Here is a 25,650-nt window from a genome sequence, read left to right as displayed (position 1 = left end):
CAGAGTGGCCGCCGTCGCCTAACCACCGTGAGACCCATGAAACCCAGCGCACCCGGCATCATCCTGATCGTGATCGGCGCACTGTTCCTGCTGCGTAACCTCGGCCTCGATCTGCACCTTGGCCAGCTGTTCGCCACCTGGTGGCCGGTGGTGCTGATCGCCCTGGGCGTGGGCATGATGGTCCGCCGCACCAGCTGAGCATGCGTGAAAAAGGCCGGGCGCCTGGAGCATCTTCCCGATGCCCCCGGCGCCCGGCCTTTATCGTTTCGTCAGTCCCGGCTTTCCAGCAGGTGGCGATAGATCAGGCCGCCGACCGCGCCGCCGATCAGCGGCACCAGCCAGAACACCCACAGCTGCTGCAGTGCCCAGGTGCCCTGGAAGATCGCCACGCCGGTGCTGCGCGCGGGGTTCACCGAGGTATTGGTCACCGGGATGCTGATCAGGTGGATCAGGGTCAGCGCCAGGCCGATCGCCAGCGGGCCGAAGCCGGCCGGTGCGCGCTTGTCGGTCGAGCCGTGGATCACCAGCAGGAAGAACGCGGTGAGCACCAGTTCGGCCACGATGGCGGCGTGCAGCGAATAGCCGTTGGGCGAATGCTCGCCATAGCCGTTGGAAGCGAAGCCCGCGGTGGCGTCGAAGCCGGCCTTGCCGCTGGCGATCACGTACAGCACGGCCGCGGCGGCGATCGAGCCGATCACCTGCGCCACGATGTAGGGCACCACGTCCTTGGCCGGGAAACGGCCGCCGGCGCACAGGCCCACGGTCACGGCGGGATTGAAATGGCCGCCGGAGATGTGGCCCACGGCATAGGCCATGGTCACCACGGTCAGGCCGAAGGCCAGCGCCACGCCGGCGAAGCCGATGCCGAGTTCCGGATACGCCGCGGCCAGGACCGCGCTGCCGCAGCCGCCGAATACCAACCAGAAAGTGCCGAAGAATTCGGCGGTCAAACGCTTGCCAATGCTCATGAGCAGGTCTCCTTGCGAAGGCGGGAAGGGAAAAAGCAAAAAGTTCTTGTAACCCCTACGGCCCCGGTCGTCCTGTCCGGCGCGGCGCTAGCCTACGCAAACGTTGGAGGCATTGGAACAGCTGCGATGCTAGGTGGCCCCGAACCCGCCGTCATTCCGGCGCAGGCCGGAATCCAGTGGCGAAGCGCTTCGCAAGGACATGGAAGTCACGCATAGAGCTTTGTGCGCCAGGCGACCATCGAGCGATATCGCTACTGGATTCCGGCCTGCGCCGGAATGACGGCTTTGGGGCAGCATTCCGCTGTAGCGAGTGCTATGTTCCGCCAACTCCTTTCCCGCACGCCGTCTTCACGATGACGCAAGCCGCTCCGTCCGTTTCCCCGCTGGATTCCTCCGCACCGCGCTTGAACCGCAACGACCTGCGCACCCTGGCCCTGGCCGCCCTGGGCGGTGCGCTGGAGTTCTACGACTTCGTGGTGTTCGTGTTCTTCACCAAGGCGCTGGGCCAGCTGTTCTTCCCGGCCGACATGCCGGAGTGGCTGGCGCAGGTGCAGGTCTACGGCATCTTCGCCGCTGGTTATCTGGCGCGCCCGCTGGGCGGCATCGTGATGGCGCATTTCGGCGACCGCACGGGACGCAAGCGGATGTTCACGCTGAGCGTGTTCCTGATGGCCTTGCCCACGCTTTGCATCGGCCTGCTGCCGACCTACGCGCAACTGGGCGTGTTCGCGCCGATGCTGTTGCTGCTGCTGCGCGTGGTGCAGGGCGTGGCCATCGGCGGCGAGGTGCCGGGTGCATGGGTGTTCGTGGCCGAGCATGCGCCGCCCGGACGCGTGGGCTTCGCCTGCGCCAGCCTCACCTCGGGCCTGACCGCCGGCATCCTGATCGGCTCGCTGGTCGCGGCGGGCGTCACCGGCATGGGCGCGGAGAAAATGCTGGCCTACGGTTGGCGTCTGCCTTTCATCCTGGGCGGCGTGTTCGGCTTCTTCGCGGTGTGGCTGCGCCGCTGGCTGAGCGAGACGCCGGTGTTCGCCGAGCTGCGCGAGCGCAAGGAACTGGCCAGCGAGCTGCCGCTGAAGCGGGTGATGACTGGGCACCTGGGCGGCGTGCTGCTCAGCATGCTGGTGACCTGGATGCTTACCGCCGCGGTGGTGGTGGTGATCCTGATGACGCCGACCCTGGTGCAGAGCAGTTTCCATCTGCCGCAGAAGCTGGCGTTCCATGGCAACAGCCTGGCGGCGCTGATGCTGTGCTTCGGCTGCATTGCCGGTGGCGTGGCGGTCGATCGATTCGGGCGCGGCTGGTCGCTGCTGGTCGGGTCGGTGGCCCTGCTGGTCACCACGTACCTGCTGTACCGCGACCTGGGGCAGGGCGCCGAGCATTTCATGCTGCTGTATGCGCTGGCCGGCTTGTGCGTCGGCGTGGTCGGCGTGGTGCCCGCGGTGATGGTGGCTGCCTTCCCGCCGGCGGTGCGGTTCTCCGGCCTGTCGTTCTCGTACAACATCGCCTATGCGGTGTTCGGGGCGATCACGCCGCCGCTGATCGCATACCTGGCGGCGAAGCTGGGGCCGATGGCGCCGGCGCATTACGTGGCGGTGACGGCGGCGATCGGCGTGCTGTGCGCGGTGTATCTGCTGACGACGCGCCGGGAATTCCACGAGCGCTGAAAAGCGTCGGCGCGTAGGTTGGGGTGAGCCGCAGGCGAACCCCAACAGACCTCGCACGAATGCAGCCATGTTGGGGTTCGCCTGCGGCTCACCCCAACCTACGCCGGATGTTTTTCTCTAGAAATCGAGTTCCTGCGTAGCGCACAGATAATCGATCATCGGCGCCAACCGCTTATAGGTCTCCACCAGCCACGGCCGCAGCTCCGCCGAACACGCCAGCTTTTCGTCGAACCCTTCGCCCGCCGCGAAATCCTTCCGCTTGATGTCCTCGATCAGCTCGTGCGCCGGATCGAAGCCCCGCGGCGGCCGCGTCAGCGCCTCGCCCCAGAAGCCGAAATGCTCGCGGAAGGTCTTGCTCTGCGTCGCCCGCTTCCACGCCGCCGGGTTGTCGGCCAGGAACGCGCGGATGCGCTTGAGCGCATCCGATTCCGGATGCCACATGCCACCGCCGGCGAAGCAATCGCCCGGCTGGATATGCACATAGAACGACGGCGCCGGAATCTCATGCCGCCGCTCGTGGAAGAAGCGCGCCCCTTGCCACGGCTTGTACGGCTGCTTGTCGTTGGAGAAGCGCGTATCGCGATGGATGCGGAACAGCGAGCCGCCGTTCTTGCGCGCATCGGCGCGGTAGTGCGCACTGATTTTGGTCAGCGGCGCCTGCATGTCGGCGATCAACTGCAGGAACGGGTCGCGCACGTCGCGCTCGTATTCCGGCTTGTGCGCCAGAAACCATTCGCGGTTGTTGTTGCGGTCGAGGGCGCGGAGGAAACGGAAAGTGGCAGGCGTGAAATAAGCGTTGGCCATGGTCGATGAAAGTCAGGCGGGCAGGGGCGCAAGGTCGGCGGCGAGCTGTTCGCCCCAGACCTGCAGTTGATCGAGCAGGGCGAGCTTGCCGGCGTCGCTCGCCAGTTCGCCGCGCAGTTGCTCGATGCGGGCGAAATAGTCGGGCAGGGTGAGGCCGGTCAGCGCGGTGGACTTGAACAGGCGGTCGCGACGGAACGCATCCCAGCGTTCGCGTTCCTCCGGCGCCAAGGTCTCGGGCCAGTTGCGCGCGCGGTAGCGGAACAGCAGCTCGGGATAGCGCGGATCGCGGAACGGGAACTGGTGCGTGCCCAACTGTTCCGGCGGCGTGGCGCGCACCTCGGCCAGCAGGCGCTTGTCCGCGTCCGGCAGGAAGCCGCCGTAGATCGCCAGCTCCGGATCGGCCGGCGGCGGCAGGTCGCCCGCGCGCTGGAACACGCGGCGCAACTTCTCGGCCAGGCCTTCGGCGGCGGCGAGGATCTCGCGATTCGCCAGGCAGGCCTCCACGTCCAGCTGCAGGCGCGCGGTGTCCGCACCCTTGAGCACCGACAGCGGCGCCAGCGCCGGCGAGCGGTTGGCGCGTACGGTGCGCAGCGGAATGCGTTCGACGCCTTCGGGCAGGTCGGCGCGGGCGGTGAACACGCGGTCGGCGATTTCTTCCTCGTCCAGCGCGAGCAGCAGCGAGGGATCGCCGGAGAGGTCGTACACGATGACCTCGCCCGGCCGGGTCGGATGCGCCGCGATCGGTGCCACCATGGCCAGGCAGTAGCGGCTGGCCGGATAGCGCGAGGAGACGTGCAGCACCGGCGTCATGTTCACCACGTCGAGCAGCTCGAACACCTTCTGCTTGCGGCGCAGGGCAAAGTGCCAGTCCCACAGGCGCGGCTGGCGCACGCGGATCAGCCGGGCCAGGTCGATCAGCGCGTGCACGTCGGACAGCGCATCGTGCGCACGTTCCTGGGTCAGGTGATTGGCGGCGGCCAGGTGCTCCAGCCGGAAGCTGAGCGTGCCGTCCTCGCGGGTGGGCCAGGCGATGCCCTCCGGGCGCAGGGCCGCGCACATGCGCACCAGGTCGATCAGGTCCCAGCGCGAATTGCCGTTCTCCCATTCGCGCCCGTAGGGCTCGTGAAAGTTGCGATACAGCATCTGCCGGGTGAACTCGTCGTCGAAGCGCAGCGAGTTGTAGCCCACGCCGCAGGTGCCCGGCGCGGCCAGCTGTTCGTGCACGCGGGCGGCGAATTCGGCCTCGCCCACGCCGTCGCGCTCGGCCTGCTGCGGCGCGATGCCGGTGATCAGGCAGGCCTCGGGGCTGGGCGGCATCTCGCGCGGCGGCTTGCCGAAGAACATCACCGGCGCGCCGACGATGTCCAGGTCCATGGTGGTGCGGATGCCCGCGAACTGGAGGGGGCGGTCGCGCCAGGGATCGGCGCCGCTGGTCTCGTAGTCGTGCCAGAAGAACGTCTGCATGCGGGGATGATCGCATGGCCGTCCAGGTGTGTCCGCTCGCACAGCACGACCGGCCAATGGGCATACGCCGCCCAGGGCGGGCTTCCGCTGCTGCTAGACTGCGCGCCCAGGAGGGAGCATGAGCCTAGCGAACGAAGAAAATCTGATCTGGATCGACCTGGAAATGACCGGTCTGGATACCGATAACGACTCGATTCTCGAAATCGCCACCATCGTGACCGACAAGGAGCTGAACATCCTGGCCGAGGGGCCGGTGTTTGCCATCCGCCACGAGCTGGAGCGCCTGGAGGCGATGGACGCCTGGAATCGCAACCAGCACCGCAAGTCCGGCCTGTGGGAGCAGGTCCTGGCTTCCGCCGACGACCATGCGGCGGCCGAGGCGGCCACGCTGGATTTCCTCAAGGCCTGGGTGCCGGCGGGCAAGTCGCCGATGTGCGGCAACTCGATCTGCCAGGACCGCCGCTTCATGCACCGGCAGATGCCGCGGCTGGAGCGCTATTTCCATTACCGCAACCTCGACGTGTCCACGCTCAAGGAGCTGTCGCGCCGCTGGTCGCCGAGCATCTGCAAGAACTTCAGCAAGGAATCCGCGCATACCGCGCTGTCGGATATCCGCGACTCCATCGAGGAGCTGCGCTACTACCGCCAGTTCATGGGCGCGCTGGGCGGTGCGGGTTGACGGCAGTACTGACCGGCAAGGAGTGACCATGTCCGTCGACGAACTCTTCGCCACCGTGCTCGACTGCGCCGGCCGGCGCCTCGTGCTGGACCGGCCGCGCGTGGTGGGCATCGTCAATGTCACGCCGGACTCGTTCTCCGACGGCGGCAGCCACGCGACCACGGAAGCCGCGGTCGCGCACGGCCTGCGGCTGGCGGAAGAGGGCGCGGACATGCTCGACATCGGCGGCGAATCCACCCGTCCCGGTGCCGCCGACGTGCCGTTGGAAGAAGAGCTGCGCCGGGTGATCCCGGTGCTCGAGCAGCTGGCCGCGCGCACCGCGCTGCCGCTGGCGATCGACACCTCCAAGCCGGAAGTGATGCGCGCGGCGGTGGCCGCCGGCGCGGGCATGATCAACGACGTCTATGCCTTGCGCCGCGAAGGCGCGCTGGATGCGGCCGCGGAACTGCGCGTGCCGGTATGCCTGATGCACATGCTGGGCGAGCCGCGCGGCATGCAGGACGATCCGCGCTACGACGACGTGGTGGGCGAAGTGCACCGCTTCCTCACCGACCGCCTGTTCGCCTGCGAGCTGGCCGGCATCGACAAGCGCAAGGTGCTGGTCGACCCGGGCTTCGGCTTCGGCAAGACGCTGGAACACAACCTGGCCCTGCTGCGGGCGCTGGAGCGCTTCGGCAACCTCGGCAGCGGCTGCTACGTCGGCCTGTCGCGCAAATCGATGATCGGCAAGCTCACCGGCCGCGAAGATCCCGCGCAGCGTGCGGCCGGTTCGCTGGCCGCGGCGCTCATCGCCGTGCAACGTGGCGCCCGTATGGTGCGCGTACATGATGTGGCCGCTACGGTCGATGCTTTGGCAGTATGGCGGGCCGTGGCTGCAGGGGAGCCCGCGGTGCGCCGGGACACGCGTCCGGCCGCGCCGCGCTGGCCGGACGACGAATAACTCAATCGCGCAGGCAGCGCGTCGAAAGGACCCCCATGAGCGAACGCAAATACTTCGGCACCGATGGCATTCGCGGGCCGGTCGGCCAGTGGCCGATCAGCGCCGATTTCATGCTGCGGCTGGGCCGCGCCGCCGGCATGGCGCTGGCGCGCGATACGCGCGAGGGGCGGCCGAAAGTGCTGATCGGCAAGGACACCCGCGTCTCCGGCTATATGTTCGAGGCGGCGCTGGAAGCCGGCCTGGTCGCCGCCGGCGTGGACGTGGGCCTGCTCGGCCCGATGCCGACCCCGGCGGTGGCCTTCCTCACCCGCTCGCTGCGCGCGCAGGCGGGCATCGTGATCAGCGCCTCGCACAACCCGCACCAGGACAACGGCATCAAGTTCTTCTCCGCCATTGGCGAGAAGCTGTCCGATGACGTGGAAGCGGCGATCGAGCTGGGCCTGGATGCCGAGTTCACCACCGAGGCGCCCGAGCGCCTGGGCAAGGCCAGCCGCATCGACGACGCGGGCGGGCGCTATATCGAGTTCTGCAAGCGCACCCTGGTCGACAGCGAGTTCACCCTGCGCGGCCTGCGCATCGTGCTGGACTGCGCCAACGGCGCGACCTACCAGGTGGCGCCGAAGGTGTTCGCCGAACTGGGCGCCGAGGTGATCGCCATCGGCCACAAGCCGGACGGCTTCAATATCAACCGCGGCGTCGGCTCGACCCATCCGCAGACCTTGCAGCTGGCCGTGCTGGAACATCACGCGGACATCGGCATCGCCTTCGACGGCGATGGCGACCGCGTGCAGCTGGTCGACCGCGAAGGCGTGCTGGCCGACGGCGACGACATGCTGTTCATCCTGGCCCGCGCCTGGGCTGCGCAGGGCCGCCTGAAGGGTCCGGTGGTCGGCACGCTGATGAGCAACTACGGCCTGCAGCAGGCGCTCGCCGCGCTGGACGTGGATCTGATCCGCGCCAACGTGGGCGACCGCTACGTGCTGCAGAAGCTGAAGGAACACGGCGGCCAGCTCGGCGGCGAGACCTCCGGCCACATCCTGTGCCTGGACCGCGCCACCACCGGCGACGGCATCGTCTCGGCGCTGGCGGTGCTGGAGGCGCTGGGCGGGCGCGACCTGGCCGAGGCCCGCCAGGGTCTCTACAAGATGCCGCAGATCATGATCAATGTGCGCGCCAACGGCGCGCGCGAGTCGCTGCACAGCGACGAGGTGAAGCAGGCGCTGGCCGAGACCGAGGAAGCCCTGCGCGGCCGCGGCAGGGTGGTGCTGCGCGCCTCCGGCACCGAGCCCCTGGTGCGGGTGACGGTGGAGGCCGCCGACGAGGCCGAGGTGAGGCGGATGGCGGAGCAGCTGGCGGAAGTCGTAAAATCCGCGGCCGAACGCTCGTGAGCCAGTGGGGGCGGCCGTAACAGGCCTTGCCCCACCCAGGTCGCCAAGGATTGGCCCGACGTGCCCCGCCCCTGCGGTGGCGGGTTCGACAAATCGACCGCACGCCTACCTGTGGATCACGACACCATGAATACGACCGTCAAGCGGGTTCCCACCCTCGACATCCGCCGTTACGACACCGACCGCGAGGCCTTCGTAGCGGAGCTCGGCGCTGCCTACCGCGAGTACGGCTTCTGCGGCATCAGCGGCCACGGCATCCCGACCGAGCTGATCGACAACGCCTACCAGGCATTCCAGCAGTTCTTCGCACTGCCGGCCGAGACCAAGCTGAAGTACCACGTGCCCGGCAGCGGCGGCGCGCGCGGCTACACCCCGTTCAAGGTGGAAACCGCCAAGGACAGCAAGTACGCCGACCTGAAGGAGTTCTGGCATGTCGGCCGCGAGATCCCGCGCGACTCCCGCTTCGCCGACGTGATGGCGCCGAACCTGTGGCCGGAGGAAGTGCCGGCGTTCAAGCCGTACGGCTACGGCCTGTTCGAGGCGCTGGACCAGCTCGGCACCCGCGTGCTGCGCGCCCTGGCCCTGCATATCGGCCTGCCGGAGAACTACTTCGAGGACAAGACCGACCTGGGCAATTCCATCCTGCGTCCGATCCACTACCCGCCGATCACCGAGGAGAACATCCCGAACGTGCGCGCGGGTGCCCACGAGGACATCAACTTCATCACCCTGCTGGTCGGCGCCAGCGCCGAGGGGCTGGAAGTGCTGGGCCGCGACGGCGAGTGGCTGCCGATCACCACCGAGGGCGACGCCATCGTGGTGAACATCGGCGACATGCTGCAGCGCCTGACCAACCACGTGTATCCGTCCACCACGCACCGCGTGGTCAATCCGCAGAACGCGAACGCGCGCAAGCCCCGCTATTCGGTGCCGTACTTTCTGCATCCGAATCCCGACGTGGTGCTGGACCCGCTGCCGCAGTGCGTGACGCCGGATAACCCGAGCCGCTACGACACCTCGATCACCTCGCACGAGTACCTGCTGCAGCGGCTGCGCGAGATCAAGCTGATCTGACGGTCATGCATGACTTCCGGTCGGTTCGCACCGGCCGGGAGTCCGCTAGCCTCGCGGCACTGGATCCTGGGATGCCGCGATGCGTGTTGGATTCTTGTTCGTCCTGATGCTGGCCGGCGGTGCTGCCTGCGCCGCGGATGCGCCGACGTCCATGCAGGCCATGCAGCCGCTGCTGGGCAGCTGGCATTGCGACGGGGTGTTCCCCGCCAGCGGCAAGAAGATCGCTTCGACCATCCGCTTCGATACCGATCTGGGCGGCGCCGGCCTGCTCAAGCATCACGACGACATCGCGCCGAACACCTATCGCGCGGTGGAGGCATGGACCTACGACGCCAAGGGCAGGCAGTTCAACGCCGCCATCGTCGACAGCTTCGGCGGCGCGCGACGTTTCAGCTCTGCGGGCTGGGAGGGCGACACGCTGACCTGGACGTCGGCGCCGGAAGTACAGCCGGCGCAGAAGTTCGTCTATGCGCGCACGGCCGATGGCACGTTGCGGGTGGATTGGCAGGTGCAGCGCAACGGCAGTTTCGCGGTCGGCGATACGCTTACCTGCAAGCGCGAGTAACTCACTGCGGCGCGGCGTGCCGGTAGCGCCGCGATTCGCGCGCCGACAGCCACAATCCCATGCGGTCCGGCATCAGCTTGACCAGCGACTTGATGAAGCGATTGACGCGACCGGTGACGCGCACGATGTCGCCGCGCTCGGCCGCGTCGCAGCCTTCGCGCACCACGTCTTCCGCGGTCTGCCACATGAAGCGCGGCATCTGGTTCATCAGCTCGCGGGTGCCGGTGACGTCGTGGAACTCCGACCAGGTAAAGCCCGGGCACAGCGCGCAGACGTGCACGCCGAGGTGGCGGTTCTCCAGCGCCAGCGATTGCGAGAACTTGATCATGTAGGCCTTGGATGCGCCGTACAGCGTATGTCCCGCGGTGCCCGGCACGTGGCCGGCCAGCGAGGCGACATTGACGATGCGGCCATAGCCGCGCTCGCGCATGCCGGGCAGCACGCGCCACGCCAGTTCGGTCGGCGCGGTCATCAGCACCTGGATGAAGGCCGCATGGTCTTCCCAGGCATTGGCCTCGAAGGTGCCGGGCAGGCCGTAGCCGGCGTTGTTGATCAGCCAGTCCACGGCCAGCTTGCGTTCGGCCAGCGCCTGCTGCAGCTGTTGCGGTGCGGCGGGGTCGGCCAGGTCGGCCGGCAGCACCGTCACCTGGCAGTGGTGCTTGCCGCGCAGTTCTTCCGCAAGCGCCTCCAGCCGCTCCGTGCGGCGGGCGGTGAGCACCAGGTCGTGGCCGCGCGCGGCCAGTTCGCGCGCAAAGGCGGCGCCGATGCCCGCGGAGGCGCCGGTGATCAGACTCAGGGGGCGGGACTGCGGCATGCCGGTTCCTTCGGTGCGGTGTGGAGAGCGCGATCTTGCTGTCAGTTGGCCGAACGCGCCAGCGGGCGCTACGTTGCCGGCCCCGGGGACGCTCGCTAAGCTGCCGCGTTTTGAACGAAGGGAGACGTGCCGTGCGCAAGAAGCTCGTTGCCGGTAACTGGAAGATGCATGGCAGCCGCTCGATGGCCGCCGCACTGGCCAGCGACATCGCGGCCGGCATGCCGGCGTCGGTCGACGCGGTGGTGTTCCCGCCGTTTCCCTATATCGCCGAGCTGGCCGCACAGCACGCCGGTTCCGGCCTCGGCTTCGGCGGCCAGGACGTAAGCGAGCACGAAGGGCAGGGCGCGTACACCGGCGAAGTGTCCGCGTCGATGCTGCAGGACGTCGGCGCGCAGTGGACCCTGGTCGGCCATTCCGAGCGCCGCCAGTACCACCACGAGAGCGACGAACTGGTGGCGCGCAAGTTCGCCGCCGCCCGCGCCGGCGGCCTCACGCCGGTGCTGTGCGTGGGCGAGACGCTGGCCCAGCGCGAGGCGGGCGAGACCGAGGCGGTGATCGCCCGCCAGTTGCTGGCCGTGCTGGCGCTCAACGGCGTGGCCAGCTTCGATACCGCGGTGATCGCCTATGAACCGGTCTGGGCGATCGGCACCGGCCGCACCGCCACGCCGGAGCAGGCGCAGCAGGTCCACGGATTCATCCGTAGCCAACTGGCCCGGGAGGATGCTATGATCGCCCGTCTGACTCGGCTGCTTTATGGCGGCAGCGTCAAGCCGGCCAATGCCGCGGAATTATTCGCGCAGGCGGATGTGGATGGGGGGCTCGTCGGGGGTGCATGTCTGACCTCGGCCGATTTCCTCGCAATCTGCGCCGCCGCGCACTGAGCGCACGGACTCCCTGGAAACCATGTTCGTCATCTTCAGCGTCTTCTACATCCTGATCGCCGCCGCGATGATCGTGCTGATCCTGATGCAGCGCGGCGCGGGTGCCGACGCGGGTTCCGGCTTCGGCGGCGGCGCGTCCGCCACCGTGTTCGGTGCACGCGGTTCGTCCAGCTTCATGACGCGCGCCACCGCCGTGCTCGCCGGGCTGTTCTTCCTGCTCAGCCTCGGCATGGGCATCTATCTCGGCCGCCATGGCGCGCCGCAGAACAATGGCGCCGATCTCGGCGTGGTGTCCGGTCTTGCCAACCAGCCGGCCGCCACGCAGAATGCGCAGCCCTCGGCGCCGGCCACCGGCGACGTGCCGCAGGCCACCAAGCCGGCGGCGAGCAGCGAAGTCCCGGCGGCCACTCCGGCCCAGAGCGCGGAAGTCCCGGCGGCGACCGCCCCGGCCAAGCCGACCAGCGCCGGAAAGAAGTAACAGCAAAACACCTGCCCAGGTGGCGGAATTGGTAGACGCACTACCTTGAGGTGGTAGCGACGCAAGTCGTGGGGGTTCGAGTCCCCCCTTGGGCACCAATTGAAGTTCCATAGCGTCCAAGGACGTCCACGGAATACACGAAACCCCGCGTAGCTGCGGGGTTTTTTGTTTCTAGGCGTCCAGGGGTGTCCAGTGGAGTCTTGGACTTTTGGGTAGGAATTTGGGCATGATTTGCTCAATCCTACCCAAAGCGGTCCCTCCCTATGCCACGCCTAGCTGACCCGCTTACTGAGCTTCAGATCCGCAAAGCCAAGGCTGCGGCCAAGGCCTACGCCCTCTCTGACGGCAATGGCTTGTCCCTACTGGTCAGCCCAGCGGGCCGTAAGACCTGGTCAGTGCGCTATCGCCTTCTGGATGGCACCCGGCCCGCGCCCTGCGTGATTGGGCACTACCCGGGCATGTCCCTGGCTCAAGCTCGCGTGCGCGCGATGGAAATACAGCGTGACGCGGCCCAGGGGAGGGCTACTCAAGGCCTGCGCAGCGTGGCCAGGAGGGCAGCCGCCGAGGAGACCGCGGAGGAGCAGGCCGAGGCCTTTGCCAAGCAGGAGGCTCAGAACGCGTCGCTCCGGTCCGTGTCCGGGCGTTGGCTTTCAGAAAAGCGCCCCACCTGGGCTGCTGAGACCTATCGCAAGGCACTCCTTGTCGTGGACTCCTACCTAGTGCCAGCGATCGGCGACATGGACATGCGAACGCTGGAGACCAAGGATGTCCGTCCCGTGCTGCTCAAGATGGCGGCCGAAACGCCTCAGCTGGCGCGCAAGGCTCGGCAGTACATCGGGAGCATCGTTGACCAGGCGATCAATGAAGGTCTGCGTAGAGATGAGAGCCGGCTCCGGCTTGATCGCATGCTGCCCAAGTTCCGCACTGGCCATATGCCGGCAGTGACGGATGACGAGAAAACCCTTGGCGAAATCATGCGGGCGGTCTATGACTACCCCAATCGCACAGTACGCGCGGCCCTCATCCTCGCATCCCTCACAGTGATGCGTCCTGGTGTCGTGGCCAGTGCTCGATGGCCAGAGATAGATCTGGATGCAGGGGAATGGAAGATTCCCGGCATGAACCCTGACGGCAGCAATCGAATGAAGACGGGTGAGGATTTCACTACCTCGCTGCCCGAGCAGGCGCTAGTGGTCCTGCGGGAGATGAGGGAGCGGACGGACGGGAGTGAGTATGTGTTCCCGCCGCAGGGACGTCAGAGCAGCCCTCACCTCAGTCGCGATGCCCTGAGCAAAGCCCTCCGGGACCTCGGATTCCAGGGCAAGCACACGCCACATGGTAACCGGGCCTCCCTGCGTACCTTGGGGCGGGAGCGGTTGGGGATCGATGTGGATGTGCTGGAGGCCCAGCTGGCGCATGCTCCGAAGGATGAGGTGGAGGCGGCCTATGCCCGGGTGAAGTTCCGAGAGAAGCGCCGGGAGGTCATGCAGGCCTGGGCGGACTACTTGGATGGGCTAATGGCGAGCGGGCAGGTTGTGCCGATAAAGGCGCATGTGGCCCGCTAGGCGTGGTGAGAGGGATCGAAAATCCTTATCTGGCGCGGTTCAAAAGGGTTCTTATGAAAAATAGCCCCAAAAATACCCCCGAGGCATCGGTGCTAGCGGCCGTTTAAAGGGCGAGTGCGCCTGCATCGCATTTTAACCCTGGTGAAATTTGATGTCGTCGGGGCGGGCTGTGTTACGTGATCCAGTCCAGGCTAAGCGCCAGTTGTCTCAACTATTGCAATGGAACTATTTAATGCTTGGTCATCGGTCGAAATGGTGGCGATGCATATATTGAAAAAAAACAATGACTTATGTCGAGGTTGGTTGGCGACACATTTGTCTGACGGCGGTATTGTGGACCACTTCGCAAAATTTCTGAGTTCAGTGATACTGCGAATTCAGGGACCGACACCAGGGGAATGCCGTGGCAGCGATGAACGCTGTTCGTGCTTGCAACTACTGGCTAGTTGCATGCCGGCAATACGCGGACGCATACTCACTCCGAGCGGGGCGGTGACGCGTGTCGCAGTTGAGGAAGCTGCTCGATCGGCTAGCGTCGTCCCCGCGGGATTTTACGTGGGACGAAATGTGTGCGCTGCTAGGAAAGCTCGGATTTCAGCAGTCAGGCGGAGCTGGTTCCAGAGTTTGCTTCTATGACCCCCGAGACCCGTCGAAGGTGATTCATCTACACAAGCCGCATGGTCGAAATCCGCCGACCGTACTGGTTTGCTATGTCAACGATGTAGCAAAGCGTCTAAGGGAATGGGGCTACTACAATGACTAAGTTTGTCTATAGAGGCCTGAGGGCCGTGATTGAGTATTCGTCGGATGACGAACTACTCATCGGTAAAGTTGCCGATATCGACAGCCTGATACTGTTCTCCGGAGTGTCCTTGGAGGAACTCCAGGAGGAGTTCGTGAGGGCGGTGGACGAGTACGTTGCCCATTGTGAAGCAATGGGGGTGGCGCCTGAAAAGCCGTGCAAGGGGACATTCAACGTTAGGGTCGGAGCTGACGTCCATCGTCAGGCTGTAACAGTGGCGAAGACAAGACATGTTTCACTTAACGAATTTGTCAAGGACGCACTGTGCCAAGCGATCGAGCGGCATATGCATCAAGAAGCGAGCGAAAAGATCTTCGCAAGCGCGGATTTCTTGATTGCCAGTGCACCCAGCAAGCTTAAGTCTGCTTGGCGAGAATCAAGAGAAAGTGTGGTCACGGTTTCAGAGATATCTGGCGAATCCACCTACCGGCATTGAGGGACAGGATGAGCGGGTCGAATCGCTTCCGGCTTGTTGGACATCGTTTTCAATCCATTAGTTTGGATGAAAGTATCATTCGGGCAGCCCTAAAAAAGGCTGGCGGAGAGATTGATCTGACGGTTTCAATTGGATACAGCAATGCAGGTCTGTCGGACGACACCTTTAATGAGCGGCCAGTGGTTGAGTTGGCTCAGCGAGTAAGAGTACAACTCCCTCGTCCCACCTCAGATGAAGGTGAGCATTCTGAAGTTGCTGTAATTTCTTATGTGGCTGGCTTTGTTGGCAGGGAAAAAGATGATGATGGTAATTTGGATATCTTCAACGAAGATATCTACGACTACCGGAGGCTACTCTTCTGGGCGACTCGTCCCTCGGCGCAATTGATCCTTTCGCTGAGTATGCTAAGAGATGTGGTCCTGCCATGGGATCCAGCTCAAGAGAAACGTAAATCGGCTACTAAGCCAGGAAAGCCTATTGGTAATCGTAAGCGAAAAGGTTCCTAAGACTAACGCGATTCTGTCGACACACCTGAGCGATTTTTCTAAGTGTAAGGATTGGCTGAAGACTGCTCGCTAAGAGGCGCCTGAATCGGTGGATTTCGACTTGAGTTGCGAGAGGCACCGTGAGTTAGTGCTTTGGTTTGCGAGCTATTCCTGATCAATCGCTCCCATCTTCCGAAAGATCCGAGACCAGAACGCGATGCGGTCGGAATGTGCGGTTTGCGCTACGCCCGGTGTTTCCGTCGCGATCCCATGGAGCAGAGTGTTCGTGCTGGCCTCGGCGGCCATCTGCCGAAACGCTTCAGCAGCCTTCTCGATGTTCGGGTGTGCTATCAACAGCGCCCCAATGACCAACTGGTCTACCCGCTGCTGAGCATCCAGTCGGAGTATGGCCTCTAGGGCCGTATTCGTTTGCTGCGTGAAGAAATCCGCAGCCTCTTCCCAGTTCGTTAGACCCACTTCCTTCTTCATGACGATCCTCGTAGGACTAGGCACTTAGACGAGGCAACAGTAACTGCCTTGCCGCCCTTATCGATATCGTGATCGACGCTAATGAGCAGGACAAGGCCGATCATCTGGTAACGTGACGATTCCTTGGTCATCTCCCCTTGCGTGTGAACAATCGAATCAGGCACATCCGTGAGCTTAATGGGCTGTCCCTGGAGGATCTCGCCAGGGCAGCAGGGACCACAAACCAACAGGTCAGTCTGTTGGAGACCGGCAAGAGACGGCTTACTGTTGAGTGGCTTTTCAAACTCGCTGGAGCGCTCGACTGCCATCCCTGGAGCCTAGTCGAGGAGCGTCAGGTTCCTGGCCTTGTAGATGCCGAGTCGCAGCTGCTGAAGCTTTTCGAATCTCTTCGTCCGCAGCAGCAGCGGACATTGCTCAAATTCCTCGGGGTAATGGTTAGTCCGCCCTCCGTCTGACTATCACTTTGTTGACAAACTCCAACATTTTGTATAAATGGTGGAAGTTGGTGGCTGCGTCAGTGGCGGCTCATGGGATACAGCAGGCCCCAAACGGCAGAACGCGTGAGGGGAGGGCGACCTATCCGGGCCGCTCAGTACGTTCGCATGTCAACCGATCATCAGCGCTATTCGACAGAGAATCAGCGCGAAGCCATCCAGCGGTATGCCGCGCAACACGGCATGGAAGTCGTCCGCACTTATACCGACGAAGGGAAAAGTGGTCTCAGCCTAGAAGGGCGCGACGCCCTCAAAAAGTTGATCGCTGACGTACAGTCGGGCGACGCGGATTTTAATGCCGTGCTCGTCTATGACGTCAGCCGCTGGGGCCGGTTTCAAGATGCGGACGAGAGCGCCTATTACGAGTACCTATGTCGACGCGTAGGCATCCAAATCTTCTATTGCGGTGAGCCCTTTGAGAATGATGGAACCCCCATGGCGACCATCATGAAGAGTATCAAGAGGGCGATGGCTGGCGAGTACAGTCGTGAACTCTCGCACCGGGTCTTTCTAGGGCAATGTCGCCTTATCGAACTGGGTTTCCGGCAGGGAGGGTCGCCTGGCCCAGGGCTGCGTCGCATGCTCGTAGATGGACATCGAAAAGAGAAGGGACTTCTGTCTGCGGGGGAGTACAAAAGCCTGCAGACAGATCGAGTCATCTTGGTTCCTGGACCACCTGAAGAAGTAGCCATTGTCCGAAACATCTATACACAATTTCTCGTGCTTCGGCGCAGTGAGCAGGAGATAGCTCGTGATCTTAACGCCCGAGGACTGCTCACTGATCGTCAGCGCTCATGGACGAAGGGTACCGTCCACACAGTCCTCACAAACGAGAAGTATTTTGGCGAGAACGTCTACAACAAGAACTCGTTCAAGCTCCAGCAACGGCACGTCCGCAATGGACACGATATGTGGGTGAGGTGTAAAGAGGCGTTTCAACCCATTGTGCCGAAGCAGTGGTTCCTTGAGGCACGCAAGATCATTCTCCGTCGTGCCAGATGCTGGAGCGATGACGAAATGCTTGCGCGTCTTCGAGATGTCTATGAAAAGACCGGATGGCTTTCCGGTCCAATCATTGATGAACAGGAGGGCATGCCATCCAGCAGATCATACGCTCGCCGGTTTGGCGGCTTACTTCGAGCGTACGAGTTAATCGGTTTCGACACTGGCCACGACTATCGATACCTAGGAGCGAAAGCGGATTGCTGCGCAAAGTGCGTGGAGAAGGTTTGTGGTGATGATAATTGAGAGATACCTACATTCAAGTTTGACGGTGTGGTGGATGTTGTCCTTGCCAATCGGCAAAGGTGTCGCATGACCTCTGGTCGAGGGCATCCCTGCGCGGGAGTCATCACCTGTTTCGTGGCTATCTTGGGCTCCCGCCCCTATTTCGGCGCTTTCGCGTGCGCGGAGGCATGGGCACATCATCGATATCGCCTAGGCCTAAGCCATCGAAGCCAGCCGCATTCATCAGGATGGTTAGGGTTTCAGGGTGGTCACGCGCCAACCATATGACGACATCCTTGCGGTCCATGATCTGGAGCATCAGGCGCCTGGTCACTGCGAGCCTGAGCATCTTCGCACCCTGAATATCCGTGGGCTCCTCAAGAAGCTGCTTGGCTATCGAGGACAATCGGAAGGCATCTTCTCCCAGTATGTCCTCATAGATTGGGTCTCGTTGAAGGTGCATTGCGGCAGCAGCGATGGCCCTACATTGCTTTCCACAAAGAAATCCAACCATGTCGAGAGAAGCGATCATCTGCTGCTCGCGTATCCAGCGTACACTGTTACCGCCTGGCATCGTCTGGTGCCCTCCTTGAAAGGTTGGCCAGATCGCGAAGCACTTGAAGTGATTCGAAGAGGTAGAAGCGAGCGCCTGCGCCCGGTTTCTCCTGGATAACATCCGGCCATGTCTTAGCGCTGATCGCCGGCAAGATCAAATAATCGATGGGTCGGTCTCCTTTCATATCCATACGGATGCCCACCAAGATATCCGCAGCAACCCGAAGGCTAGGCAGTATCCATCGAATCTTTTTCGGGCCGCCTGCACTGGAAGACTGCATTAGATAGAACGAAGCGGTCCATGTTTCATCAATGCGGAGTGCTCGCCCTTTTTGAGTGACACTCGATCCATCATCCTCCAGCGCGTCGCGGACACATCCCATCACGCTAGGTAGCCATACTTGAATGCGGTCACGCACGTCGCCGTACCCGAGGTATCGATCTTGGGTATAACCGATACGTCTGTAAGCATATCGAAGGCTGCCAAAACGATGGAGATATGTTTGTGCGGTGGGCACTTTGGGGTCTGCGTTCATTAGGCGGGTTGTGATACGGCCATCGCGCTTCCATAGGACGCGCAGTGCTTCAAGCAGCTCGTCGTCAGTTAGCTTCCTTACCCTTTCCTCGCGCCTTGCTTGTGCCGCTTGAAACAGCTCATGGGTCACTATCGCGGGGAATGCATTGTCGACACGGATCGGCTCCCTAGGTGGATCTTGTGCGTCAGGCTTAATCAGCCCGCGCGGGTTAGGTCGACCAAAAATAATGGTTCCGGTATAGCGCAGATCGTTGAGCATGTCGTTGATTGTGGACATGCGCCATGGTTCGCCGTTGGCATTCCGTTTGCCGCGTTTATTGAGCCGTTCGGTAAGGTCTTTAATGCTCGCGCCTGCGGCCGACTGCCTAAACATCCATTGGACCACCTCCACCTCTTCCGGTGGACCTGGCACCAGGCGCACGCGGTCAGTGGCAATGCTTTTGCGTTCTCCACGCTTCAAAATGCAGCGTGGTTTTCCCGATGCATCGACCAGCAAGCGGCTTAGGCCATATGCAGCTGGGCTGCCCATAACGAAGCCTTGGCGAACCAATCTAGCTTGGCCAGCAAAGACTTTGGCTGACAGCTCCCGGCTGTACTCCGCGGCCATCGATCGCTTGAGGCTCTTTAGGACTGATTGAAGCGGTCCATCATTGTCCCCGAAAGGCTCGGCCACATAGATAACGCGAATGCCATGCTGAGTACACAGGAACTCATAGAAGGCTGACTCATCGACGTTCTGGAACCGGCCCCAGCGGCTAACGTCTAGAACTAAAATGGCCACGCAGCCAGTGCAGTGATTCTGTACATCACTTAGAAGCCGCTGAAGGCCGGGGCGTCCTTCGACATCCAGACCGCTACGCCCCTCGTCCACGTAGCTTTGAGCAACGCGCATGTTGTGATCGGCAGCGTAACTAGCGATGGCGGTTCGTTGGTTGTCCACAGACATGTCCTGCTTGTCTGTAGACATACGGATGTACTCGGCCACGGGGACGGACGAGCCATCCTTGCCATAGCGGTGTTGGGCAGACATGGGTTTTTCAACGCTGGCGGGCTAGGATCGACGCTACGCCTTAGAAGTTGCAGTAGTTAGTCGGACTCTTCCGGAAGTGGACGGAATGAGGATTGTTCTGCTTCGGTGCACAAGCTATCGGTAGGGAGTTCCATGGTCGGGTGTCACTTTTACTTAGAAATCTACGCTCCTCTTGGCCTCAGTGGTATTGAGCCATATTTGCCCGAATGCCAGTTGTCGTTGGAGCCATGGGTCTCCGGCTTCAACGGCCAAGTGATATTGCGCTACACGGGCGGCGACGGCACGGAGTTCGACATGGATCCCTCAACGCGCGAAGTCATGAATGCGTCGGGTATATTGAATACCGGTTGGGCGGAAGCATGGCGATTGCTGGAATCACTTTCACATGTCCTATGCCGTGCAGGATTTCCGCACCAAATCGGAGCAGATGATCCGGCTACTGATAGGACGTTCTGGTTGACATACAAGTACACCCAAAGCGGTTCGGTACTTGAGTCATAGCACCAGCTCAGAAGTCCGTCACTGCCTTGCCAGCGAGGCTTTCCATTGCATGAACCACTCGCGGAGAGCTTTCAACGCCCGTTTCGTATCGCTTGAACTTCGGATGCGCCTGCTTGAACTCATCGAAGATGGGTGTTCTCTTATGCGCGACGCCACGAGGGAGGTTTCTGGCTGACCTATGGAAGAGTGATGTTCTCGTTCCATCGCCGGATGCAATTCATGAAGCGCGAAGAAATCTACCAGGCAATTTGGGCGACCCCGATGACCAAGCTCTCCAAAGAGCTTGGCGTTTCCGGAAGCTATTTGACTCGCGTTTGCGAAATTCTGAATGTGCCGAGGCCGGGCAGAGGGTATTGGGCCAAGCTTCAGGCCGGCGCGAATATGAAAGTTCCTGCTCTTCCTCCACAACGATTTGGTGAGCCCTTGGAGTGGTCCAAGGAGGGCGGGTATCAAGGTACGCAGCGCTTCACGGAGTCGGCGCCGGAGCCATCAGAGCCGCGGCAGAAACGCAGGGCATCGGGCACCGGAACGCACGCTTTGATTAATGGAGCACGGAAGCACTTTGAGTCTGGAAGGCCAGCTAGCGAAGGGGCCTTGGGCGAGGGAATTTTCCTGAAGCCTTATAAAAAGCTGCTTGTCGATATAACGACATCATCGCCAGCTTTGGTTAGAGCGCTTAGTGTGTCCAACGAACTATTCAACTCGCTTGAGTTGCGAGGTTTTCGTGTGGCTATAGCGCCTCACGCTGGAGGGTTGAGTCGGCCAGGTATCGATTGGCACGAGATACCCAAAGAGCCTCGATCTTACTATCCGACTATTTGGAAGCCATCTCGCCCGACAGTGGTGTATGTCGGTGAAATCGCTATAGGGATAGCAATTCTCGAAATGGCTGAGTCGGTGCTCATGCGGTATGTGGGTGGAGATAAGTACATCAGGGATTCCGACTACATTCCGCCGAAGTTGCGTCGTGGTGAGAGAGATTGGTCCTGGACGACAAACAAAGACCGACCTACAGGGCGATTTCGTCTCCAACTCTATGCGCCATACCATCATGTTTCTTGGACAAGGCATTGGCAGGAGACAGAGACTGATTCCTTAGAGAGCCAGATTCCCAGCATCGTCAATGAGATGAGGGCCATGGGCGATGAGCTGTCGAAACTCGTCCTGGCGGCGGATAGGAAGGAGGAGCTTAGGCGTCAAGAGTGGGAGCGAGAACTAGAGCTCATCGATCGCCGCGATGATCGGCTCGAAGCCAAGGAGTCGAGAGAGCAAAGTAGAGCCTCCTTAATCAAACTCATAAGGATGTGGGAACGCGCTGAGAGCACTAGGCGTTTCTTCGAATCCATTGAGGTGCGTTTGGGCGAATTGCCAGAAGAGATGAGGGAAGAGGTTTCCGCTCGGATAGCGCTAGCTAAGGAGTTCGCTAAGACTTCGAGTCCTTGGGACGTGTTCCTGGATTGGAGGACGCCCACGGAGCTATATGCCCCGCGCTACCCGAGAGACGATTCCGAAGAGTAGGTACTTCAAACATAATGCTCTTGACTGCATTAGGCAGTCGGCGCATATTTAGGTTGTCGCCGCCAATTCGGCGACCAGGTTTGGCGACCTGAAGAGATCAAGGCGCAACGGCGCCGAAGGCGCTTTTTTTGTGCCCGTTGCGCGCATGCCCGTCTTTTGCGGTGGGCGTGCAGGGCAGCCTTCGGGCTGGCCGGGTTTCCTTGATCCCCGGTTCGCCAACCCTGCACGTCCGCCACCTTGCCGCAACGGCGAGGCTGGTCCCGAAGACCTATGCAAGAGGTGGGTTATGACCGTGAAACCGAAGTCCGGATCCCGTGCCGTAGAGGCCGCCATTTTGGATGGTACGCGCCAAAACATCGACAACGAAATGAGCCTCACTCGCGAGGAAGTCAGTTGGATTCGCGAGGCTCTGTTGATTGGACTCTCGTGCCTGGGGCAGGTGGAGAAGGTCATCAGTGTCAGGCAAGTGGCGACACTAGCCGGGCATCAGTGGATGGATGTACTCGATGATATCCGTCACCCGACAGGCTCGGGCGGCGATGCCGTGTCTGCCTTCGCCACTGCTCTCACCACCATCGACCGCTGACTCTTTGAGCCGCGCAATGCAGGCATAGGGGCGACATCATGAGCAAGCAAACCAGCGTCAAACCCGTAACAGTCGGGCAGGGCTTCTGCAATATCCCCGTGGCGCAGTGCGACCTGATGCGGGTGGAGGATGGGGTGCCGCTGGAGTTCGCGGTCACTCAGCTCAATTGCATTCTTGATTGCATCAAGGAGCTGGCCGGCGACGGTGTCCAGGATGATGGCATCAGCTCGCGAAAAGCTTGGCTGATCGAGTTCTGCTTGGATGTGGCGCAGGGGCTCGGTCATACCATCGAGGTGTCCATTGAACGGGGTGGCACGCCATGATCATTGTGCCTACCGCTGTGATTCTGCAGTTCCCGCGCGGGGCGATCGTCCGCGAAGTTCCAGCCGGCGGGTTTCCCAAGCATTGGACTGGTTGGGACCAACACTTCTACGAGCACCTCCAGTGCTGCGACGGGTTAAGCCCGAAAGAGGCGTGGGCCAGGGTGGAGCAGGACATCGCCGATGAGCGGGCAGCTGATGCGCTGCCGCCGGGAGGGGACACGCTACTGTTCCTTGCGCGCATGGCTATGAGTCGGCTGCCGCGGCTTTAGTCTGTGTGGTTGGCAATGGTTTTGAAAAACAAGGGAATTTTTCCGCTGTCTGGCTGGGAGGCGCGTCTTGAATTGGTCCCCTCTCGTTGCATTTAAAATGGCGCTGCCGCGTCTAGGACGGCCATCCGAAACCCGGGCACCTTCCCCGGTTGGCGCGGCACCCCTTGAAGGGCGTAGAGGTGAGCGCAGATGAAAAAACCGCTTGAGCTTGTGCAGGAGGCTGGAAGGAACCTTCCAATCGCGGATCTTGCGCAAAGTGTCAGAGGCGCACAGGTCGTATCGAAAGCGAGCTGCGAGGTGAGGTGCGTGAATTCACGGCGCTTGAGAAGAGCATGGTTGATCGGTTGTTTGGATATTTTTCGAGTGAGGCCTACCAAAGGACCGCCGACAATGTCGCCCTGTTGTACTGCTACCTTTTCATCAGGTCCGATATGAAGATGGGGGATCTTCCTGAATGCTATGACCGTGCATTGATCAACCAGCTAGATTTTTCCCAGACCGCCGCTTGTGTGGGGCTGTACTCGATACTTATGTCTAAACGCGTTGGTCTGCAAGATGGCCAGCTAACAGATGTAGGTGGGTTTATTGTAAGAACTGCATTTGAGGCAGCTTCGCTGCGTCAGGCGGAGTCGCATCGCGATAGCACGGTGGCTAAAGCGCGCAAAGCAGTTAACGCTAAACACGGCGCACCTGGCGGCAGTAGATCGAAGCGAGATGCTATACGGGATATCTGGGCTTCCGGTAAGTACGATAGCCGAGACCGTTGCGCAGAAGAGGAATGCGGAGCTTTAGACATTTCCTTCTCTACTGCCCGCAAGGCACTTCGTAATACCCCGGAGCCAGGGCTAGCCGATGCGTAGTACGGGCTAGCCTGTGCATTGCAAGGAGCATTCTGCCGAACCTTCTGGGCGGGCAACCTGGGCACACCTAACCCAAGGGTGTATCCATGGAATCCATTCCCGTCCCAATCCGTTTCCTCCGTCTCCCCGATGTTCTCTCACGCACGCGCCTTAGTCGCTCCCAGATCTACCGCCTTGAGGCAGCCTCTCGCTTCCCGCGGCATGTGAAACTCGGCGCCGCCGTCAGTGCCTGGGTAGAGTCTGAGGTTGACCAGTGGTGTGCCGATCGCATCACCGCTTCCCGCGAGGTGGTGGCATGAGGCCGCGCCATCCAGACACGCGACCGCTGGCGCTTCTTCTCTGCGCCGTGCTGGCCCTGCTGCTATTGGGGGTGACGCGGTGACCGCTGCCCCCCTTCTTTCTCGCCTTAATGGCGTCCGGCAGCACGGCAATGGCTGGCGTGCGGACTGTCCCAATGGCCACGGCAAAGCCCGGGGCTCGCTCAGCATTACTGAGGCCGATGATGGCCGCGTGATGCTTCATTGCTTCGCCTGCCATGACACGCCGGGAATTCTCGGAGCACTTGGCCTGGAAATGGCGGACCTATTCCCTGAGCGAATCAAAGACCTGAGCCTAGAGGGCCGCAGGAAAGCCTCTGAGGCGTTCAAGCAGAATGGCTGGCGAGCCACCCTGGGCGTCCTGGCACGCGAAGCCACGGTGGTGGCTATTGCTGCGCAAGACATGCTTGGCGGTCGCACCCTGGTTGGTCCTGATCATGACCGCCTTAGGGTGGCCGAGGGGCGGATTCTGATCGCCCGGGAGGTTCTGGTATGAGCGCCCCCAATCCCGCAATTCGGTCCATTGAAGAGCGCGCCGAGCGCGACTTGGCGTTGCTGGACAAGATGACGCCGCGCCCGTTGGCGGATGCCATTCGCCGGGCAGGGGATGCCGTTGGACAGCATGAGACGACCTATGAGAGTTGCACGATTGCAAACACTAGGAATGCAACGCTGCAACAACATGCTGATGCGCCCGTCGCGCCACCTGTCATCCTGTCGATAGCGGAGCTGTTGGGGCGGCCCTTCCCAATTCGGGAGGTGCTATTGGCCCCGTGGCTCACTACACAGTCCCTGTCCATGATCTACGCCACCCGTGGCACGGGTAAGACGCATGTTGCCTTGGGCATCGCCTATGCGCTTGCCTCGGGCGGGGAGTTCATTGGCTGGCGAGCAAGCCAGCCCGTACGAGTGCTGTATATCGACGGAGAGATGCCCGGGGCGGATCTTCAGCAACGCCTCGCTGCGATCATCGCCAGCCGGATAGAGGAGGCTCCGGCCGACTATCTACGCATCATGACACCGGATGCGCAGCCCCTTGGGATCATGCCCAATCTGTATAGCCTGGAAGGTCAGGAGGCAATCAACGCGTGCATGGGAGACGCTCAGGTTGTCATCGTGGACAACATCTCTTGCCTGGTCCGCGGGGGCAAAGAGAACGAGGGTGAGAGCTGGGAGCCTGTGGCCTCCTGGGAGCTGGCACAACGTGCGGCGGGCCGTGCGGTGGTGTTTATCCATCACGCCGGCAAGGGTGGGGCGCAGCGAGGCACCAGCAAGCGCGAGGACTTGCTAGATATCGTTATCAAGCTAGGGCGACCGGCGGACTATGTGCCCAATGAGGGGGCGCGCTTTGAGGTCTATTTTGAGAAGGCTCGGTCACTGAGTGGTGATGATGTTGAGCCGTTTGAGGCAAAGCTGGAAACGCTACCGGACGGCACGCAGGCCTGGGCTACTCGGAAGGTCATAGATGCGACCGACATGCAGATCATCGAGATGCACGACCTTGGTATGACGATGGCTGAGATTGCCAGCGATCTTGGCGTGAATAAGTCCACTATCTCCCGAGCGGTGCGCCGCCTTCGGGACGAGGGCAAGTTGCCGTCCGATAAGACTAAGCCGAAGGCGCGCCATAACACGGGACAGGGGGCGGATGATGACCGCGATTAACATTCCCGACGCCCGTTGCACAGTTGCACGCCTAGAGAATGCAACAGCGAAACTTTCGCTAAAGCAGCTGGCTTGGCGGGCTTTATCCCCTTCAGCTGTTGCGGATGTTGCACACGTTACGCCAGTTGCATGTGTTGCAACAGTTGCGGATAGACCGGTCTACGATCTTCGGCTAGCCCTTTTAGCATTAGCCGGTCGCCACGGATTCAATGCCGTCCATATCCATAGGCTGCAAGATCCGGACGTGGCAGCTTGTGCTGGCCTGGATGAC

Annotated in this window: 28 protein-coding genes and 1 tRNA gene; 23 read left to right on the top strand and 6 right to left on the bottom strand. The window is 61.9% G+C overall.

The window, feature by feature from the left end:
- The first annotated feature begins 36 nt into the window (after positions 1-36).
- Complete coding sequence (locus BM172_RS22445) at positions 37-198, top strand: LiaI-LiaF-like domain-containing protein (protein WP_026636446.1); 162 nt, start codon at positions 37-39, stop codon at positions 196-198.
- A 71-nt stretch (positions 199-269) separates the two neighbouring features.
- Here BM172_RS22445 and aqpZ read toward each other — a convergent pair whose 3' ends face one another.
- Entirely contained in the window at positions 270-968 is a 699-nt protein-coding gene (gene aqpZ / locus BM172_RS04915; RefSeq protein ID WP_218154627.1) for an aquaporin Z, read from the bottom strand.
- A gap of 383 nt (positions 969-1,351) precedes the next feature.
- Here aqpZ and BM172_RS04910 point away from each other — a divergent pair, with 383 nt between their 5' ends.
- Entirely contained in the window at positions 1,352-2,635 is a 1,284-nt protein-coding gene (locus BM172_RS04910; protein WP_428844755.1) for an MFS transporter, read from the top strand.
- 117 nt (positions 2,636-2,752) lie between these two features.
- Here the strand turns inward: BM172_RS04910 and BM172_RS04905 are convergent, their stop codons facing one another.
- On the bottom strand, positions 2,753-3,439 hold the full coding sequence (locus tag BM172_RS04905; RefSeq protein WP_026636449.1) for a DUF2461 domain-containing protein: 687 nt from the start codon (positions 3,437-3,439) through the stop codon (positions 2,753-2,755).
- A gap of 12 nt (positions 3,440-3,451) precedes the next feature.
- On the bottom strand, positions 3,452-4,903 hold the full coding sequence (gene sbcB / locus BM172_RS04900; RefSeq protein WP_026636450.1) for an exodeoxyribonuclease I: 1,452 nt from the start codon (positions 4,901-4,903) through the stop codon (positions 3,452-3,454).
- Between the two features lie 118 nt (positions 4,904-5,021).
- Here sbcB and orn point away from each other — a divergent pair, with 118 nt between their 5' ends.
- The 5 genes from orn to BM172_RS04875 all read left to right on the top strand — a co-directional run bounded on the left by orn (position 5,022) and on the right by BM172_RS04875 (position 9,549).
- A complete protein-coding gene (gene orn, locus BM172_RS04895) occupies positions 5,022-5,582 on the top strand; it encodes an oligoribonuclease (RefSeq protein ID WP_026636451.1) in 561 nt (186 codons plus the stop codon).
- Between the two features lie 28 nt (positions 5,583-5,610).
- On the top strand, positions 5,611-6,522 hold the full coding sequence (gene folP / locus BM172_RS04890; protein ID WP_026636452.1) for a dihydropteroate synthase: 912 nt from the start codon (positions 5,611-5,613) through the stop codon (positions 6,520-6,522).
- 35 nt (positions 6,523-6,557) lie between these two features.
- On the top strand, positions 6,558-7,910 hold the full coding sequence (gene glmM / locus BM172_RS04885; RefSeq protein WP_026636453.1) for a phosphoglucosamine mutase: 1,353 nt from the start codon (positions 6,558-6,560) through the stop codon (positions 7,908-7,910).
- Between the two features lie 126 nt (positions 7,911-8,036).
- Positions 8,037-8,984, top strand: a complete 948-nt coding sequence (locus tag BM172_RS04880) for an isopenicillin N synthase family dioxygenase (protein WP_026636454.1) — start codon at positions 8,037-8,039, stop codon at positions 8,982-8,984.
- A gap of 79 nt (positions 8,985-9,063) precedes the next feature.
- Complete coding sequence (locus BM172_RS04875) at positions 9,064-9,549, top strand: hypothetical protein (protein WP_143096463.1); 486 nt, start codon at positions 9,064-9,066, stop codon at positions 9,547-9,549.
- Position 9,550: 1 nt separating this feature from the next.
- Here the strand turns inward: BM172_RS04875 and BM172_RS04870 are convergent, their stop codons facing one another.
- Entirely contained in the window at positions 9,551-10,363 is an 813-nt protein-coding gene (locus BM172_RS04870; protein ID WP_026636456.1) for an SDR family NAD(P)-dependent oxidoreductase, read from the bottom strand.
- 131 nt (positions 10,364-10,494) lie between these two features.
- On the opposite strand from BM172_RS04870, the gene tpiA reads away from it, so the two are divergent.
- The 7 genes from tpiA (at position 10,495) to BM172_RS22085 (ending at position 15,031) form a co-directional block, all read left to right on the top strand.
- Positions 10,495-11,244, top strand: coding sequence for a triose-phosphate isomerase (gene tpiA, locus BM172_RS04865; RefSeq protein WP_026636457.1), 750 nt, complete (start codon positions 10,495-10,497; stop codon positions 11,242-11,244).
- A 22-nt stretch (positions 11,245-11,266) separates the two neighbouring features.
- On the top strand, positions 11,267-11,722 hold the full coding sequence (gene secG / locus BM172_RS04860; protein WP_026636458.1) for a preprotein translocase subunit SecG: 456 nt from the start codon (positions 11,267-11,269) through the stop codon (positions 11,720-11,722).
- 13 nt (positions 11,723-11,735) lie between these two features.
- Positions 11,736-11,820 (top strand) — tRNA-Leu (locus BM172_RS04855).
- A 165-nt stretch (positions 11,821-11,985) separates the two neighbouring features.
- A complete protein-coding gene (locus BM172_RS04850; RefSeq protein WP_026636459.1) occupies positions 11,986-13,287 on the top strand; it encodes a tyrosine-type recombinase/integrase in 1,302 nt (433 codons plus the stop codon).
- Between the two features lie 565 nt (positions 13,288-13,852).
- A complete protein-coding gene (locus tag BM172_RS22960; RefSeq protein ID WP_143096462.1) occupies positions 13,853-14,050 on the top strand; it encodes a type II toxin-antitoxin system HicA family toxin in 198 nt (65 codons plus the stop codon).
- Complete coding sequence (locus BM172_RS04845; RefSeq protein WP_051548993.1) at positions 14,043-14,525, top strand: type II toxin-antitoxin system HicB family antitoxin; 483 nt, start codon at positions 14,043-14,045, stop codon at positions 14,523-14,525. Before BM172_RS22960 ends, BM172_RS04845 begins: the two co-directional genes overlap by 8 nt.
- A gap of 8 nt (positions 14,526-14,533) precedes the next feature.
- The gene (locus BM172_RS22085) at positions 14,534-15,031 is read left to right on the top strand and encodes a hypothetical protein (RefSeq protein ID WP_143096461.1); all 498 of its coding nucleotides are present in this window, start codon (positions 14,534-14,536) and stop codon (positions 15,029-15,031) included.
- Between the two features lie 144 nt (positions 15,032-15,175).
- Here the strand turns inward: BM172_RS22085 and BM172_RS04840 are convergent, their stop codons facing one another.
- On the bottom strand, positions 15,176-15,499 hold the full coding sequence (locus BM172_RS04840) for a hypothetical protein (RefSeq protein WP_026636460.1): 324 nt from the start codon (positions 15,497-15,499) through the stop codon (positions 15,176-15,178).
- Between the two features lie 143 nt (positions 15,500-15,642).
- Between BM172_RS04840 and BM172_RS22955 the strand changes: the two genes are divergently transcribed.
- Both BM172_RS22955 and BM172_RS04830 read left to right on the top strand, forming a co-directional pair.
- On the top strand, positions 15,643-15,954 hold the full coding sequence (locus tag BM172_RS22955; protein ID WP_366236310.1) for a helix-turn-helix domain-containing protein: 312 nt from the start codon (positions 15,643-15,645) through the stop codon (positions 15,952-15,954).
- A 72-nt stretch (positions 15,955-16,026) separates the two neighbouring features.
- The gene (locus tag BM172_RS04830; RefSeq protein WP_081805269.1) at positions 16,027-17,241 is read left to right on the top strand and encodes a recombinase family protein; all 1,215 of its coding nucleotides are present in this window, start codon (positions 16,027-16,029) and stop codon (positions 17,239-17,241) included.
- 539 nt (positions 17,242-17,780) lie between these two features.
- On the opposite strand, the gene BM172_RS04820 is transcribed toward BM172_RS04830, so the two are convergent.
- Complete coding sequence (locus BM172_RS04820; RefSeq protein WP_081805270.1) at positions 17,781-19,340, bottom strand: recombinase family protein; 1,560 nt, start codon at positions 19,338-19,340, stop codon at positions 17,781-17,783.
- A 720-nt stretch (positions 19,341-20,060) separates the two neighbouring features.
- On the opposite strand from BM172_RS04820, the gene BM172_RS22080 reads away from it, so the two are divergent.
- The 7 genes from BM172_RS22080 to BM172_RS04785 all read left to right on the top strand — a co-directional run bounded on the left by BM172_RS22080 (position 20,061) and on the right by BM172_RS04785 (position 25,379).
- A complete protein-coding gene (locus BM172_RS22080) occupies positions 20,061-21,359 on the top strand; it encodes a hypothetical protein (protein ID WP_143096460.1) in 1,299 nt (432 codons plus the stop codon).
- A 286-nt stretch (positions 21,360-21,645) separates the two neighbouring features.
- Positions 21,646-21,945 (top strand): hypothetical protein, encoded by a 300-nt coding sequence (locus tag BM172_RS04810; RefSeq protein ID WP_026636464.1) that lies wholly within the window; start codon positions 21,646-21,648, stop codon positions 21,943-21,945.
- A 38-nt stretch (positions 21,946-21,983) separates the two neighbouring features.
- Positions 21,984-22,268 carry a DUF3077 domain-containing protein gene (locus BM172_RS04805; protein ID WP_026636465.1) on the top strand — a complete coding sequence of 95 codons (285 nt, stop codon included), beginning with the start codon at positions 21,984-21,986 and terminating at the stop codon, positions 22,266-22,268.
- A 571-nt stretch (positions 22,269-22,839) separates the two neighbouring features.
- On the top strand, positions 22,840-23,397 hold the full coding sequence (locus BM172_RS22075) for a hypothetical protein (protein ID WP_143096459.1): 558 nt from the start codon (positions 22,840-22,842) through the stop codon (positions 23,395-23,397).
- A gap of 86 nt (positions 23,398-23,483) precedes the next feature.
- Positions 23,484-23,696, top strand: coding sequence for a helix-turn-helix transcriptional regulator (locus BM172_RS22950; RefSeq protein WP_081805271.1), 213 nt, complete (start codon positions 23,484-23,486; stop codon positions 23,694-23,696).
- 79 nt (positions 23,697-23,775) lie between these two features.
- Entirely contained in the window at positions 23,776-24,210 is a 435-nt protein-coding gene (locus BM172_RS22070) for a DNA primase (RefSeq protein ID WP_143096458.1), read from the top strand.
- Positions 24,207-25,379, top strand: coding sequence for an AAA family ATPase (locus BM172_RS04785; RefSeq protein ID WP_090423544.1), 1,173 nt, complete (start codon positions 24,207-24,209; stop codon positions 25,377-25,379). Before BM172_RS22070 ends, BM172_RS04785 begins: the two co-directional genes overlap by 4 nt.
- Positions 25,380-25,650: the final 271 nt, after the last annotated feature.

The organism is Dyella marensis (assembly GCF_900112865.1).
Lineage (GTDB): Bacteria > Pseudomonadota > Gammaproteobacteria > Xanthomonadales > Rhodanobacteraceae > Dyella_D > Dyella_D marensis_A.
Note: the sequence above shows the minus strand (reverse complement) of the source record. Positions and strands in the feature narration are given on the sequence as shown.